The following is a 14,446-nucleotide window of genomic DNA, read 5'->3' as shown; positions in this document are numbered from 1 at the left end:
TACTTACCTGTGCAAATGGGGTGTGGTTTCCGAGGCTCAGAAGTGGTAGCGGGCCTGGGCGTAGACGTAGGAGCCGTCTTCGGTCTTGTCACCGATAGGCACTCCGAAATCGACGCGCAGGTCGACGCTGTCCAGCGGCCGCGCAAGCAGGCCGATGGCGGCACCGGTCAGGTCCTGGTGGTCGTCCTGGCCGACCAGCGGGTCCTTCAACCAGACCTGACCGTGGTCCAGGCGCGCGGTGGCCTGGTAGCGGTCGTTGTCCTTGAACAGCGAGTAGCGACCTTCGAGGCTGGCGGTGAAACCGTGGTCGCCCGACCAGGTGGAGGGCGCGTGCCCGACCACGGAGTTGAAACCACCGATGCCCCACTGCTCGCTCGACACCAGCGAGTCCAGCGAGTACTGGCCGGCGATGCGCGGAATCACCAGGAAGCGCGGGGTGATCTGCTGCAGACGGGCGATATCGAAGGTGAACTTGGTGAACCGGTTGTCCGCCTTGGCCGCAGCGCGGCTGGACATCAGCGAGTCGTCGTCCATGCCGCCGAGGGCCTCGCCAAGGCCGTAGTGCAGGCCGGCGGTGGCCAGGGTGCGGCCGTACAGGTCGGAGTTGTCCAGGTTCAGGCTGAAACGCAGTTTGCGGATCTTGTCTTCGGCGGTACGCACGCCGAGGATGCTCTGCTCCAGGTCCTGGGATTCGAGCCAGGCCTCGGCGGTGACGATGCTGCGCGCGGAACGCACGAAGTCCTGGGACAGGCCCAGGCCCCAGCTCTGGTTGTCACCCTCGATTTCCAGCACGCGGTAGGTGTTGCCGACGTCGACGTTACCTTTCGAGAAGTAGGCGCGGGCCTTGGTGCCCCGGGCATTGAGCGGCAGGCTGTAATCGACGTAGCCGTACCACAGGTCGCCGTCGCCCACCGAGGTCAGGGCCAGGACGTTGGCTTCGTCGCCGTGGCCGGTCAGGTTGGCGAACTTCAGGCTCGGCATCAGGCGGGTTTCGCCGGTGTCCTTGCTCCCGTAGTTGTTGATTTCCATCGCGCCTTGGACCCGCGGCGCCTCGCTCACATCGACCACCAGGTCGGTGGAACCGGTCTGCACGCCCGGTTGCAGGGTGGAGGTGACTTCGATGCCGGACAGGCGGTTCAGGTGGGTCAGCGCCCGCTCGACCTGCTCCAGGGTGAACGGCTTGCCTTCGACCACGCCACCGGCGGTGAGGGCGTCGTGCACCTGTTCCGGGGTGAAGCGCTTGGCGCCGGTGACCTGGACATTGCCCAGCCAGCCTTCCAGCACCACCAGCTTGAGGGCCGGCTCGTTGGCAAAGTCCTGGGCCGGCACCACCACCTTGACCAGGCGGTAGTTGGCGGCCTGGTAGAAGGCCTCGATCTTGGCGGCCAGGGCCTTCATCTCGACCAGGCTCATCGGCCGACCGATGTCGGCGGCGATCTGCGCGCTGAGCTGCTCGCTGGTGAAGGTGCGGTTACCACTGAACTCGACGGCCTTGACCATCACCCGGCTCTGGGAAGCCTGGGGCTGGGCGGCCGGAGCCGCGCTTTCGCTGGCCATCGCGGCATTGGCTGTCATCACGGCAAAACCGAGGGCGCACAGCAGCGCCTTCGCCGGTACGGAGGAATTGAGCATGGGAACCTTGCTGTCAGTTATTGGCGAGGAGGTTGTGCGGGACGGGCGGTTCGATCGTCGTGATACATCCGGCATCTTTGTTGTTTCTCTAACGTTGAAGCACAATCGAGCACAATGCCCCGAAACAGGGCATCGAACAGTCCTTGGTAACACCGGTTGGCATAATTCGGGCACACAGGTGCCCCTGGCCGAAAAACAGTCAGCCAATCATCTTTTTTGTCGGGCACACATAAGCGGCTTCGAGGAAGCTTGCACGCAAAGTTGTTTGCCACTCCCCCCGCAAGTCCATCGCAGTCACGACCAATAGCATGGTCTGGGTAGAGTTGGCGCATTAATAGCGCTGTTAGCAATAACGGTCAACGGCAAGTTGCTGATATTTTCTGACGCCGCCTAATTGACGCGACGACGTGCAACTTTCATAAGTGCGCAAAATAATCGGAACGGGTGGCCGAGAGGGAACGAAACAGACACAACTAGGCACGCGCAGGCCTTGAACTGCGCGGCCTGCAGCGCGACAGAGCCTTAGAGCCGCAACCTCGCAGGTAGTACCGCAAATATTTTGAGCGCTAAGCAATCAACCGGACTAGTTAAGTTACAGCCAATAACTCAGAACTACCCAATCCGTACCCAAGCATAAAAACAACAGCTCATTAATAACAACTTAAACAGCAAACCGCATCACCGACGCTCTCTACAAAGGCGCACTTCTAAATACGTAGCGCTGCGCAAAAGTCATAGAGCACATGTTAGCGGGGACGACCTGGACTATTAAGCAATCCAGGCAACTTAAAAAACGCCGCTATCAGACAATAACCAACTTTGCCTCGCCCCTGATTGCACAAATAAACAGAGGCCTCAGGTTCTCTTCATGACTACTAGGAAGACACCCAGAAACTGCAGTCGGATATGCCTACTCACACCCGATTGCCGCGCCGAAGGAAATGCGAACTTCATCACATATTTTTTTGCCTGGTCGGTCAGGACCAACGATTCCGGGGGTGATGCCCTGGTAAGGCCATGTTCGGAGATACGACACGTCGCAACTCGGCCCTATCAACGAAGAGCGACGCTAGTTGATGGCTCAATGATGGCACCTCTGATCGGGTGATGTTCCGTCAGAGCAACACTCAAATGGCTCGCTTGAACTAGCTGACCACCCCAAGCGGATGAACCGACACGCTCCAAACGAATGGTTTTTTCGAAATGTGAAATACAGTTTATATAGCGATTGGAAGCAAGCGGTTGCCCTGTACCAACTAGTCGTATGGCATACCAAGCGCACAGCCGGGAGTTCCGGCAAACATGGCGGAATGATGGCATCTATGAGGCGCCGATCATCGTAAAGTTGGGAATATGCAGGGCAAGCCTGGAACTTCTTTGCCCATAGGTAGTCGGCGCCCTGCCAGCGTTAAGAACGATGCTATTCGCTGGCCGAAGGCAACAGGACCTCGGCGCACAACCCACCCTCCTGCCGGTTGCTCAAGCGCAACGCCCCGCCCAGGCTCTGCGCCAGTTGCGCCGCGATCGCCAGGCCCAGACCGGTGCCGCCGGTATCCCGGCTGCGCGAGCTTTCCAGGCGATAGAACGGCTTGGTCACCTCTCCAAGCAGGGCATCGGGGATCCCCGGCCCGCTATCCAGCACTTGGATCGACAGGCCGGCACCTGTGTCCTCAAGCACCCTTACCCGCGCCTCGCCAGCGAACTTCAGGGCATTGTCGAGCAGGTTGGCAAGCAGCCGACGCAATGCCTGCGGCCGGCTGACCACCAGCAGATCCGCCATCTCCAGCAGCTCCACCGGCCGCCCGGTATCGCGGTAATCGAGCACCAGGCTTTCAAGGAACGCCCTGAGCCGGATCCGGCTCGCCACCTCGGTGCAAGGCTCGCTGCTGCGGGCGTAGGCCACGCCCTCCTTGACCAGGTGCCGCATCTCCTCGAGGTCGCTGTTGAGCTTGTCCTTGTCCGTCGAGTCGTCCATGAACTCGACCCGCAGCTTCATTCGCGTGATCGGGGTCTGCAGGTCATGGGAAATGGCGGCGAGCAGTTGCACGCGCTCCTTCACATAGGCAGCGATGCGCTCCTGCATGGCGTTGAAAGCCACTGCCGCCTGTACCACCTCACTCGGCCCCTGCTCCGCAAGACGCGGGTTCTGGCGGTTGAGGTCGAGACTGTCGACGGCGCTGGCCAGTTGCGTGAGCGGACGCACGGCGGTTCGCACCGCCAGCCAGGTGCAGATCAGCAACAGCGCCAGTTGCCCGAGCAACAGCGCCGGCAGCCATGGCGAAAGCGGCATGATCGACGGGCGCACATCGATGGTCAGCGGCTGCCCGTCGGCCAGGCGCAGGTGCGCCTGGTAATGCGGGCGGACATCGGGGATATCACGAAAGCTCAAGGCGTAGTGCGGGCCCAGGGTGGCCTTGATCGATTGCACCGACGCCGGCGCATCGGTCATCTCCTCCCCCGCTTCGCCCTGGTCCAGCCGGTAGCTGTAGTTAGGCCGCTGCAAACGCTGGAGCCAGGCCGGACGCTCCGCCGCAGGCAGGCGTTCGAGAATCGCCACCGAGGTGTCGATGTCCTGCTCGAAATTGCTCAGCATCAGGGTCCGGGCGCTGCTATAGCGCTCGAAGGTCTGCAGGCCGAAGGACAGGCCGTGGGCGAGGATCAGGCTGGCAAGGAAGATCAGCGACAGGCGCGAGGCCAGGCTGCGTGGCCAGGGTTTCATGAGTCGCCCCCGACCAGGCGCACCGGGAAGCTGAACACGTAGCCTTCGCTGCGCACCGTCTTGATATAGGCCGGCTGGCGCGCATCATCCAGCAGGCGTTGGCGCAGGCGGCTGACCATCAGGTCGATGGAGCGGTCGAACAGGTCGGCGTCGCGGCCCTGGGTCAGGTTGAGCAATTGGTCGCGGCTGAGCACTCGCTGCGGATGGTCGAGAAACACCCGCAACAGGCGGTATTCGGCACCACTGAGGGCGACCACGGTGTTCTGCTCGTCGAGCAGATGGCGCGCCGTGGTGTCCAGACGCCAGGTGCCGAATTCGAGCACCCGCACCGGCTCGCTGACCTGCAGGTTCGGCGGCAGCATCCGTGTGCGCCGCAGCACGGCGTTGATCCGCGCCAGCAACTCGCGGGCCGAGAAGGGTTTGACCAGATAGTCGTCGGCGCCCATTTCCAGGCCGATGATGCGGTCGGTCTCGTCGTCCCGAGCGGTCAGCATCAGCACCGGCGTAGCGCGGTGCTTGCCGGCGCGCAGTTCGCGGCAGAGCACCAGGCCGTCGTCGCCGGGGAGCATGATGTCGAGAATGATCAGGTCGACCTGGCCGGCTTCGAGGTAACTGCGCATCTGCCGGCCGTCGGCGGCCAGGGTGACACGCAGGCCGTTCTTCTTCAGGTAGTTGCCCACCAGTTCGCGGATTTCGCGGTCGTCGTCGACGATCAGCACGTGATCAGCGTTGGAATCCATTGCGGTGACCTTGCTCAGCGGGTGGTGCGCTGAGTCTAGCGAGGCGTCCCCTGGCTGGCAGCAGGCTTTGTAGGGTTTTGTATCAGAGCGGTACGCAGATACCAAAAGCGACAGCAAAGGCCCCGGATCGACACATCCCGGATACCTGCGCGACGTGAAATGCCTGGCAAGCGCTGATCCGCGGAGCAGCGCCCTCCCCCTCGCAACCGGAGAACGCCATGTTGATCATTGCCTTCCTGGGCGGCCTGCTGACCGTCCTCAGTCCCTGCATCCTGCCCATCGTGCCCTTCGTCTTCGCCCGTAGCGGACAACACCGCGCCTCGATCCTGCTGACCCTCGGCGGCCTGGTGCTGACCTTCGCTGCGGTGTCGAGCCTGGCGGTGGTCGGCAGTGCCTGGGTGGTCAAGGCCAATACCGTCGGGCGCCATCTGGCGCTGGCAGTGTTGATGCTGTTCGCCGTGTCGCTGCTGGCGCCGCGCCTCGGCAACTGGCTGGCCCGGCCTTTCGTGGCCCTGGGCAACCGCCTGGCGCCAAAGGCCTCGGCCTCGGGCCCGCTGGCCTCGTTGCTGATTGGTGTCGCCACAGGCCTGCTCTGGGCGCCCTGCGCCGGGCCGATCCTCGGCCTGATCCTCAGCGGCGCCATGCTCGCCGGGCCGAATGCCCAGACCAGCCTGCTGCTGCTCGCCTACGGCCTGGGCAGCGCGGTCTCCCTTGGCGTACTGATCCTCGCCGGCAAGGGCCTGGCCCGGCGTTTGCGCCTGTCCCTGCCAAGCCTCGAATGGCTGCGCCGCGGTACCGGCGTGGTGGTGCTGCTGGCGGCAGTCGGGATCGCCAGCGGCGGCACCCGCAGCCTGCTGGCGGACACCTCGTCGAAACTGTCCAACCGGGTCGAACAGCAGGTGCTGAAGTCGGTTTCGGGCGCCCTCGACCACCTGATAAGCAAAGCCCGGGCCGCCACCGAGCCGGACCTTTCGCCCAAGGGGCCGATGCCCTCGCTGGGCGGCGCCGTGGAATGGCTCAACTCCCCCGAACTCAGCGCCGAAGCCCTGCGCGGCAAGGTGGTGCTGGTGGATTTCTGGACCTTCGACTGCATCAACTGCCAGCACACCCTGCCCTACGTCAAGCAGTGGGCCGAACGCTACGGCAAGGACGGCCTGGTGGTGATCGGCGTGCATACCCCGGAATACCCCTTCGAGCGCGTGCCGGCCAATGTGCGCAAGCAGGTACGCAAACTTGGCATCACCTACCCGGTGGCGATCGACAACGACTACGCGATCTGGCGCCAGTTCGCCAACCAGTACTGGCCCGCCCACTACCTGATCGATGCCACGGGCCAGGTGCGCTACGCCCACTTCGGCGAAGGCGCCTATGCCACCCAGGAACACGTCATTGAAAAACTGCTGGCCGAAGCCAAGGCCACCCACTGAAGGAGCATGACCATGAACACCCTCACCTCGCTCTTCGCCGCCACCGCACTGCAACTGGGTCTGCTGGGGGCCACGCACGCCGCCCCGGGCAATGCACCGCAGATTGCGCCGCAGATTGCCCCGATCAGCGTCGGCAGCCATGTGTCCCTCGGCCCGCTCAAGCACATCAAGGCCGGCCTGCTGGACGTCGCCTATGCAGAGGTCGGTCCTGCCGACGGCCCGGTGGTGATCCTCCTGCACGGCTGGCCCTACGACATCCACAGCTACGCCGATGTTGCCCCGGCCCTCGCCGAACAGGGCTACAGGGTGCTGATCCCTTACGCCCGGGGCTATGGCGAGACCCGCTTCCTCTCGCCGAAAACCCTGCGCAACGGCCAGCCGGCGGCAATGGCCGAGGACCTGATCGCCTTCATGGATGCGCTGCAGGTGAAGAACGCCGTACTTGGCGGCTATGACTGGGGCGCACGGACGGCGGATATCGTCGCGGCGCTGTGGCCGGAGCGCGTCAAGGCACTGGTGGCGGTCAGCGGCTACCTGATCGGCAGCCAGGAGGTCGGCAGGAAACCGCTGCCTCCGACCGCCGAGCTGCAATGGTGGTACCAGTTCTACTTCGCCACCGAGCGCGGTCGCGAAGGCTATGCGCAAAACACCCATGACTTCGCCAAACTGATCTGGAAGACCGCATCGCCGCAATGGCAGTTCGACGATGCCACCTATGACCGCAGTGCAGCGGCCCTGGCCAACCCGGACCATGTCGCGGTGTCGGTGTACAACTACCGCTGGCGGCTGGGCCTGGAAAAGGGCGAGGCGCGCTATGACGCGATCGAGAAGAAGCTTGCCGGCTTCCCCGCGATCACGGTGCCCAGCATCGCCCTGGAAGGTGACGCCAACGGTGCACCGCACCCACCGGCCGAGGCGTATGCCAAGCGCTACACCGGGAAATACGAGTACCGCCTGATCGAGGGCGGCGTGGGGCACAACCTGCCGCAGGAAGCGCCACGGGCGTTTGCCCAGGCGATCGTGGATGCGGATCGGATGTAGCCATCTCAAGTGCACCGCATTACCCTGTGGGAGCTGGCTTGCCAGCGATAGCGGCTGTGAATTCAGCAAAGTCATCGCTGCGGTGCGGCGGTCCGACAAGCCAGCTCCCACAGGGTCCGCAGCGCTCCTGCCGTTCCGGTTGCCCTGATCTTGGCGGCCTGCGTATCCTGCCCCGGCCTACACACGCACAAGGCCTCCCCCTCATGTGGCACATCGACCCGATCTCCCTGCGCCTGTTCATCGCGGTCTGCGAGGAAGGCACCATCGCCCGCGCCGCCGAGCGCGAATTCATCGCACCCTCGGCGGTGAGCAAGCGCATCGCCGATATCGAGGCCGACCTCGGCGTGCCGATGCTGCACCGCAGCAAGCGCGGCGTCACGCCGACGCCCGCAGGCCAGGCGCTGTTGCGCCATGCGCGGCAACTGATGCTGAGCATGGAAAGGCTGCAAGGGGAAATCAGCGAATTCGCGGAGGGCGCGCGCGGGCATGTGAAGGTACTGGCGAACATTTCGTCGATCATGGAGTTCCTCCCCGAGTCGCTGTCGTCGTTCATGATGGCCAACGAAAACATCCGCGTGGACGTGGAAGAGCGCTTCAGTTTCGATGTGGTCCGCGGCGTGCTGGAAGGCCAGGCCGACCTGGGGATCTGTCGCAAGACCGTGTCCACCAGCGAGCTGGAATTCATTCCCTATCGGCGCGATCACCTGTCGCTGGTGGTCAACGAGCGGCACCCGCTGGCCGGGCGCAGCAGCATCACCCTCGGTGAGACCCTGGACTACGAGCATATCGGCCATTCGGCGTTCGCCACCCTCAACAGCTTCATGCAGAACACCGCCCAGGAACTGGGGCGGGAATTGCGCATCCGCGCGCATGTGTCGTCGTTCGATGCGGCTTACCGGCTGGTCCAGTCCGGCCTGGCGCAGACCATCCTGCCCCGGGAAGCGGTGACCCGCTACGCGACGATGTTCGGCCTGAAGGTGATTCCGCTGACCGATGCCTGGGCCAAGGGAGAATTCGTGATCTGCGTGCGCGACCAGGAAGCGCTGTCGCCTTCGGCACGGCGGTTGTTGAATCATCTGCTGGCGGAGATACCCACATAGCTGACCGACCCAACACGCCCTTGTGGGAGCTGGCTTGCCAGCGATTTGGTCCTACCTAACAACATCGCTGCACAGGCCGGCCTCATCGCTGGCAAGCCAGCTCCCACAGGGTTCTGTGCCAGCCGAATCGATCCATCGCCATCCACGATGGATACCCCCGTCAAAGACGTCTTTTCCCTCGCCTGCCCCCTGCCTACCTTAGGCAGCAGATCACCCCGCGAGAGACGCCATGACAAGAATAATCATCAACGAAGTCGGCATGCGCGATGGCCTGCAAAGCCTGCAGAGCATCATGCCCACCGACGCCAAGAAACGCTGGATCGACCAGGCCTACGCCGCCGGCGTGCGGCATATGGAGGTCGCCTCCTTCGTTCCCGCCCGCCTGTTGCCGCAGATGGCCGACGCCGCCGAGGTGGTGGCCCATGCCCTGACCTGTCCCGGACTGACTGTCACCGTACTCGCGCCGAACCTGCGCGGTGCGCAGAACGCCCTGGCCTCGGGCGCCCACCGTATCGTCGCGCCGATCTCGGTCAGCGCCGCCCATAGCCAGGCCAATGTGCGCCGCTCGCCGGAAGAAATGGTCGAGGAATTCGCACGCATGTGCGACCTGCGCAGCAGCAGCGGTCGCGACGACGTGATCATGGTCGCCGGGATGTCCACCGCCTTCGGCTGCACCCGCCAGGGCGAAGTGCCGTTGGCCGACCTGTGCGCCCTGGTGCGCCGCGTGCTGGAAACCGGTTGCGAGCAGATTTCCCTCGGCGACACCACCGGCTACGCCACCCCGGGCCAGGTCGGCGAGACCATCGATGCGGTGCGCGAGGTCGCCGGCTCGAAACTGCAAGCAGCACACTTCCACGACACCCGCGGCCTGGCCCTGGCCAACAGCCTGGTGGCGGTGCAGCACGGCATCACCGAGCTGGATGCCTCGCTCGCCGGCCTCGGCGGCTGCCCGTTCGCCCCGGGTGCCTCGGGCAATACGGTGACCGAAGACCTGGTGTTCATGCTGCAGAGCATGGGCCATGCCACCGGCATCGACCTGCAGGGCCTGATTGCCAGCCGCGAACTGCTGGCCCGGGCCCTGCCCGGCGAGCCGCTGTACGGCTACATCGCCCGCGCCGGCCTGCCGAAGCACTTCGTCGCCCCCGCTGCCTGAGGAAAAACCCATGCAACAGTTGCCACTCGACGGCGTTCGCGTCGTGGAAATGTCCCATATGGTCATGGGCCCTACCTGCGGGATGATCCTCGCCGATCTCGGCGCCGAAGTGATCAAGGTCGAGCCGCTCAAGGGCGACGGCACCCGCCGACTGCTCGGCGCCGGCGCCGGCTTCTTCCGTACCTTCAACCGCAACAAGCAGAGCCTGGCGGTGGATGTCGAGACGCCCGAGGGCCGCGATGCCGTGCTCAAGCTGCTGGACAGCGCCGACGTGTTCATCGAGAACTTCAAGCCCGGGCGCATGGACGCCCTCGGCTTTGGCTACGCGGCGCTGAAACAGCGCAATCCGCAGCTGATCTACGCTACCCACAAGGGTTTCCTGGCCGGACCCTACGACAAGCGCCTGGCCCTCGACGAGGTGGTGCAGATGATGGCCGGCCTGGCCTACATGACCGGGCCGGTGGGACGACCGCTGCGCGCCGGCAGTTCGGTCAACGACATCATGGGCGGCATGTTCGGCGCCATCGCCGTGCTCGCCGCGCTGTTCGAGCGCCAGCGCAGCGGCAAGGGCCGCGAAGTGCAGAGCGCACTGTACGAGAACTGCGTGCTGCTGGCCGCCCAGCACATGCAGCAATACGTGGTCACCGGCGAAGCGGCGGCGCCGATGCCCAATCGCATCAGCGCCTGGGCCATCTACGACGTGTTCGGCTTTGCCGGCGGCGAGCAGATGTTCGTCGCCGCCACCGGCGACGGCCAGTGGCGCACCCTGTGCACCCTGCTCGGCCAGCACGACCTGATGAACGACCCAACCCTGGCGAGCAACAACGACCGGGTCCTGCAACGCCCGCGCCTGCTGGCCCATCTCGCGGAGATCTTCGCCACCCTGGATGCCCGGCAACTGGCAGCGCAACTGGAAGCCAACGGCATTCCCTTCGCGCCCATTCGGCGCCCGGAAGAGCTGTTCGACGACGAGCACCTGATCCACAGCGGCGGCCTCGCCCGGCTGGAACTCGAGGACGGCAGCCATACGGAAATGCCGCTGCTGCCGTTTTCCCTCGATGGCGAACGCCTGGGGCCACGCCGCCCCATCGCGCGGATCGGCGAGGACACCCTCGGGGTGATGCGCGGCCTCGGCTACAGCGACGACGAAATCGCCCGACTGCGCGATGCCGGCGTGCTGCGCAGCGAACAATAGGAAGAGGACTGCAAGATGGCGATCTACGAATACGACGGCCAGCGGCCGGAATTGCACGACAGCGTGTACGTGGCCGAGGACGCCACGGTGATCGGCAAGGTGGCCCTCGGCCAGGGCGCCAGTGTCTGGCCCCAGGCGGTGCTGCGCGGCGACAACGAACTGATCGAGATCGGTGCCGGCAGCAATGTCCAGGAAGGTGCGGTGCTGCATACCGATCCAGGCTTCCCGCTGCGGGTCGGCAACGACGTGACCATCGGCCACCAGGTGATGCTGCACGGTTGCCAGATCGGCGACGGCAGCCTGATCGGTATCCAGTCGGTGATCCTCAATGGCGCGGTGATCGGCAGGAATTGCCTGGTCGGCGCTGGCTCCGTGGTCCCCGAGGGCAAGGTCTACCCCGACAATTCGCTGATCCTCGGCGTACCGGCCAAGGTGGTGCGGGAACTCACCGACGACAGCATCCGCAGCTTCCACCGCAACGCCCATGATTATGTGGAGCGTGCACAGATCCACAAGCGGAGCCTGATCCGCATCGCCTGACCCGAACCCGCCGCCCTCGAAGGCGGCAAACACTCTCCGCACAATTACAAGAATGGAGAACACCATGACCACGTCCTCGACGGCGCTGGACATTCCACACGCCTCTGCACGCCTCGACGAACTGCTGCTGTACCGCCGGGTGGCCTGGCGGATCATGCCGCTGGCGATCATCTGCTTCCTGTTTTCCTATTTCGACCGCATCAATATCAGCTTCGCCAAGACCCAGATGCAGGCCGAGCTGGGCCTGAGCGATGCCGCCTATGGCCTGGCGGCAAGCATGTTCTTCATCGGCTACGTGCTGTTCGAAGTCCCCAGCAGTTGGGGCCTGAAGAAGTACGGGGCACCGGCGTGGATCTGCCGGATCATGATTTCCTGGGGCCTGGCGACTGCCGCGCTGGTGTTTGCCTACACCCAGTACACCCTGTACTTCCTGCGGTTCCTGATCGGGGTGATGGAGGCCGGTTTCGGCCCGGCGATCCTGTTCTACCTGGCCTGCTGGTTTCCCAAGCGCTACCTGGCGCGGATCAACGGCCTGTGGTTCCTCGCCGTGCCCCTGGCCGGTGCGGTCGGCTCGCCGGCCGCTGGGCTGATCCTCGGCAAGATGGACGGCCTGCTTGGCCTGGCCGGCTGGCATTGGCTGTTCCTGCTGTCCGGCCTGCCCTGCGTGCTGCTCGGCCTGGCGGTGCTGTGGAAGCTGGACAAGGATATCGATTCGGCCAAATGGCTGAGCCCGGAGCAGAAGCACCAGTTGAAGGAAAACCTCAAGGCCGACCGCAAGCCGGACAGCAACGGCCACGGCTCGATCTGGCGGGTGCTGCTGACCTGGGAGGTGGGCGTGTTCGCGCTGATCTACTTCGTGATCAAGAGCGCCAGCTACGGCCTGAACTTCTGGATGCCCAACCTGATCCAGCTGTCCGGGGTACATGACCTGCTGATGGTCGGGCTGCTCAGTTCCTCGCCCTATATCGTTGCTTGCATCGGCATGCTGGTGGTGACCCGGCGCTCGGACAAGACCGGCGATCGCAAGAGCTACCTGCTCTGGTGCATGGTCGCCTCGGCCATTGGCTACATCCTCGCCTGCGGTTTCTCTGGCAATCCGCTAGCGCTGATGCTGGCGCTGGTGTTGGCGACGGCCGGCACCTTCATCGCCATCCCGGTGTTCTGGACCATTCCCCAATCCACCTTCTCCGGGCTGGGCATCGCCACCGGCACGGCGGCGATCAACTCCCTCGCGCAACTGAGCGGCATCGTCTCCCCGGCCATGGTCGGCTTCGTCAATGACCTGACCGGGATCAGCTACATGGGCATGCTCTCCATCGTGCCGTTGATCCTTGGCTGCATCGTGCTGATCGCGGTGTTCGTGAAGAACCCGGCAAAAGACTGAACCCCTGGTCGTCGGGCCGAGCCTCGGCCCGCACCGCTCTCGCAGGTAATAACAATGACAACAAGCACCTCCTGGTGGGCTTGCGCCGTGGGCGCCGGCCTGGGTTTCACCCTGCTCGCCCCGCAGGCTTCGGCGGACTTTCTGGCCGACAGCAAGGGCAAGCTGGAACTGCGCAATTTCTACTTCAGCCGGGATTTTCGCGATGGGTTTCCCAGCCAGTCCAAACGTGAGGAATGGGCGCAGGGCTTTATTCTCAACGGGCAATCAGGCTTTACTCCGGGACCGGTGGGCTTCGGTGTAGATGCCATCGGCATGATCGGACTCAAGCTGGATTCCAGCCCGGATCGCTCGGGTACCGGATTGCTGCCGCGCAATGCCGAAGGTCGGGCCGAGGATGATTATTCGAAGATGCTCGTGACCGCCAAGCTGCGTTTCGCCAAGAGCGAGTTGCGCTATGGCGGGCTGAATCCGCTGCTGCCGCTGATCGCCTCGAACAACAGCCGGCTGCTGCCGCAGTATTTCAACGGTGGGCAACTGATCTCCCGGGATTTTGACGACCTCACCCTTCATCTCGGCCGGGTCGACAAGGTCAAGCAGCGGGACTCGGCGGACTCGGAAGAACTCACCACCATGGCCCAGGTGGGCGCCTGGTCCACGGCGATCCACAGCGACAGCTACAGCTATGGCGGCGTCGATTACCAGCCGCTTGCCGACCTGACCCTGAGCGCCCATGCCAGCGAGCTTGAGGACTTCTACCGGCGCACCTACCTCGGGTTGAAATACTCGCTGCCACTGGGGCCCGGCAAGGCGTTCACCGAGATCCGCCACTTCACCGCACGGGAAACCGGGGCCGCACGGATTGGCGAAGTGGACAACCGGGTGATCAGCAGCAACTTCGGCTACCAGCTGGGTGGGCACCGGTTCAGCGGCGGGTACCAGAAGGTCGCCGGGGATACGGCTTATGCCTATCTTGGCGGCACCGATACCTACCTGTTCAGCGAGCAGCAGGCCTACACCTTTTCCCTGCAGGAAGAGCGGGCCTGGCATGCGCGCTATGACTTCGACTTCGCGACGCTGGGTATTCCCGGCCTGACGTTTACCCTGCGCTACGTGAAGGGCGATAACGTCGATGTCAGCCATGTGTCGACCCGCAAGGCCGCGTTATTGCGCGCTGCCGGCGAGGATGGACACGAATGGGAGCGCACCACGGACCTGGCCTATGTAATCCAGAGCGGGCCGTTGAAGAACCTCGGGCTGAGGTGGCGCAATGCGACGGCGCGGTCGAATCTGCAGGATGGGGTGGATGAGAATCGGGTGATTGTCAGTTACGAAATAGGGTTCTAGGTGAGCGCGCCGCGAACCCTGTGGGAGCTGGCTTGCCAGCGATTTGGCCCGACCTGACAACATCGTTGCTCAAGCCGGCCTCATCGCTGGCAAGACCAGCTCCCACAGGGTTTTGAGCCAACCCTGGAATCAGAGTCCACCGCGGACACTGTGGGAGCTGGCTTGCCAGCG

The 14,446-nt window shown here is 64.1% G+C and carries 11 protein-coding genes; 8 read left to right on the top strand and 3 right to left on the bottom strand.

The genetic code is table 11. The annotated features are described in order from the left end of the window. Nucleotides 1-36 precede the first annotated feature (36 nt). The 3 genes from N7650_RS05625 to N7650_RS05615 form a co-directional block, all read right to left on the bottom strand. Nucleotides 37-1,632 (bottom strand): ShlB/FhaC/HecB family hemolysin secretion/activation protein, encoded by a 1,596-nt coding sequence (locus N7650_RS05625; protein ID WP_009398876.1) that lies wholly within the window; start codon nucleotides 1,630-1,632, stop codon nucleotides 37-39. Nucleotides 1,633-3,052: 1,420 nt separating this feature from the next. Next, a complete protein-coding gene (locus tag N7650_RS05620) occupies nucleotides 3,053-4,351 on the bottom strand; it encodes an ATP-binding protein (RefSeq protein ID WP_279897324.1) in 1,299 nt (432 codons plus the stop codon). Continuing rightward, entirely contained in the window at nucleotides 4,348-5,091 is a 744-nt protein-coding gene (locus N7650_RS05615) for a response regulator (protein ID WP_279897323.1), read from the bottom strand. The genes N7650_RS05620 and N7650_RS05615 overlap by 4 nt, the downstream gene beginning before the upstream one ends. Nucleotides 5,092-5,309: 218 nt before the next feature. Between N7650_RS05615 and N7650_RS05610 the strand changes: the two genes are divergently transcribed. The 8 genes from N7650_RS05610 (at nucleotide 5,310) to N7650_RS05575 (ending at nucleotide 14,275) form a co-directional block, all read left to right on the top strand. Next, a complete protein-coding gene (locus N7650_RS05610) occupies nucleotides 5,310-6,518 on the top strand; it encodes a cytochrome c biogenesis protein DipZ (RefSeq protein ID WP_279897322.1) in 1,209 nt (402 codons plus the stop codon). A gap of 12 nt (nucleotides 6,519-6,530) precedes the next feature. Further along, the gene (locus N7650_RS05605; protein ID WP_279897321.1) at nucleotides 6,531-7,559 is read left to right on the top strand and encodes an alpha/beta hydrolase; all 1,029 of its coding nucleotides are present in this window, start codon (nucleotides 6,531-6,533) and stop codon (nucleotides 7,557-7,559) included. Between the two features lie 203 nt (nucleotides 7,560-7,762). Continuing rightward, entirely contained in the window at nucleotides 7,763-8,659 is an 897-nt protein-coding gene (locus N7650_RS05600) for a LysR family transcriptional regulator (protein ID WP_009398864.1), read from the top strand. A 229-nt stretch (nucleotides 8,660-8,888) separates the two neighbouring features. Further along, the gene (locus tag N7650_RS05595) at nucleotides 8,889-9,812 is read left to right on the top strand and encodes a hydroxymethylglutaryl-CoA lyase (protein ID WP_037060049.1); all 924 of its coding nucleotides are present in this window, start codon (nucleotides 8,889-8,891) and stop codon (nucleotides 9,810-9,812) included. A 10-nt stretch (nucleotides 9,813-9,822) separates the two neighbouring features. Then, a complete protein-coding gene (locus tag N7650_RS05590) occupies nucleotides 9,823-11,007 on the top strand; it encodes a CaiB/BaiF CoA-transferase family protein (protein WP_279897320.1) in 1,185 nt (394 codons plus the stop codon). A gap of 15 nt (nucleotides 11,008-11,022) precedes the next feature. Next, nucleotides 11,023-11,547, top strand: coding sequence for a gamma carbonic anhydrase family protein (locus N7650_RS05585; protein WP_279897319.1), 525 nt, complete (start codon nucleotides 11,023-11,025; stop codon nucleotides 11,545-11,547). A gap of 64 nt (nucleotides 11,548-11,611) precedes the next feature. Beyond that, nucleotides 11,612-12,931 (top strand): MFS transporter, encoded by a 1,320-nt coding sequence (locus tag N7650_RS05580; RefSeq protein ID WP_279897318.1) that lies wholly within the window; start codon nucleotides 11,612-11,614, stop codon nucleotides 12,929-12,931. A gap of 54 nt (nucleotides 12,932-12,985) precedes the next feature. Continuing rightward, nucleotides 12,986-14,275: an OprD family porin gene (locus N7650_RS05575; protein WP_279897317.1), complete on the top strand. Its 1,290-nt coding sequence runs from the start codon at nucleotides 12,986-12,988 to the stop codon at nucleotides 14,273-14,275. Nucleotides 14,276-14,446: the final 171 nt, after the last annotated feature.

The sequence above is a fragment of the Pseudomonas sp. GD04058 genome (genome assembly GCF_029836855.1).
In the GTDB taxonomy this organism is placed as follows: domain Bacteria; phylum Pseudomonadota; class Gammaproteobacteria; order Pseudomonadales; family Pseudomonadaceae; genus Aquipseudomonas; species Aquipseudomonas bharatica.
Note: the sequence above shows the minus strand (reverse complement) of the source record. Positions and strands in the feature narration are given on the sequence as shown.

Coding starts and splice junctions, on each gene's coding strand:
- N7650_RS05625 (WP_009398876.1), bottom strand. CDS start 1,632: ATGCTCAATTCCTCCGTACCGGCGAAGGCGCTGCTGTGCGCCCTCGGT.
- N7650_RS05620 (WP_279897324.1), bottom strand. CDS start 4,351: ATGAAACCCTGGCCACGCAGCCTGGCCTCGCGCCTGTCGCTGATCTTC.
- N7650_RS05615 (WP_279897323.1), bottom strand. CDS start 5,091: ATGGATTCCAACGCTGATCACGTGCTGATCGTCGACGACGACCGCGAA.
- N7650_RS05610 (WP_279897322.1), top strand. CDS start 5,310: ATGTTGATCATTGCCTTCCTGGGCGGCCTGCTGACCGTCCTCAGTCCC.
- N7650_RS05605 (WP_279897321.1), top strand. CDS start 6,531: ATGAACACCCTCACCTCGCTCTTCGCCGCCACCGCACTGCAACTGGGT.
- N7650_RS05600 (WP_009398864.1), top strand. CDS start 7,763: ATGTGGCACATCGACCCGATCTCCCTGCGCCTGTTCATCGCGGTCTGC.
- N7650_RS05595 (WP_037060049.1), top strand. CDS start 8,889: ATGACAAGAATAATCATCAACGAAGTCGGCATGCGCGATGGCCTGCAA.
- N7650_RS05590 (WP_279897320.1), top strand. CDS start 9,823: ATGCAACAGTTGCCACTCGACGGCGTTCGCGTCGTGGAAATGTCCCAT.
- N7650_RS05585 (WP_279897319.1), top strand. CDS start 11,023: ATGGCGATCTACGAATACGACGGCCAGCGGCCGGAATTGCACGACAGC.
- N7650_RS05580 (WP_279897318.1), top strand. CDS start 11,612: ATGACCACGTCCTCGACGGCGCTGGACATTCCACACGCCTCTGCACGC.
- N7650_RS05575 (WP_279897317.1), top strand. CDS start 12,986: ATGACAACAAGCACCTCCTGGTGGGCTTGCGCCGTGGGCGCCGGCCTG.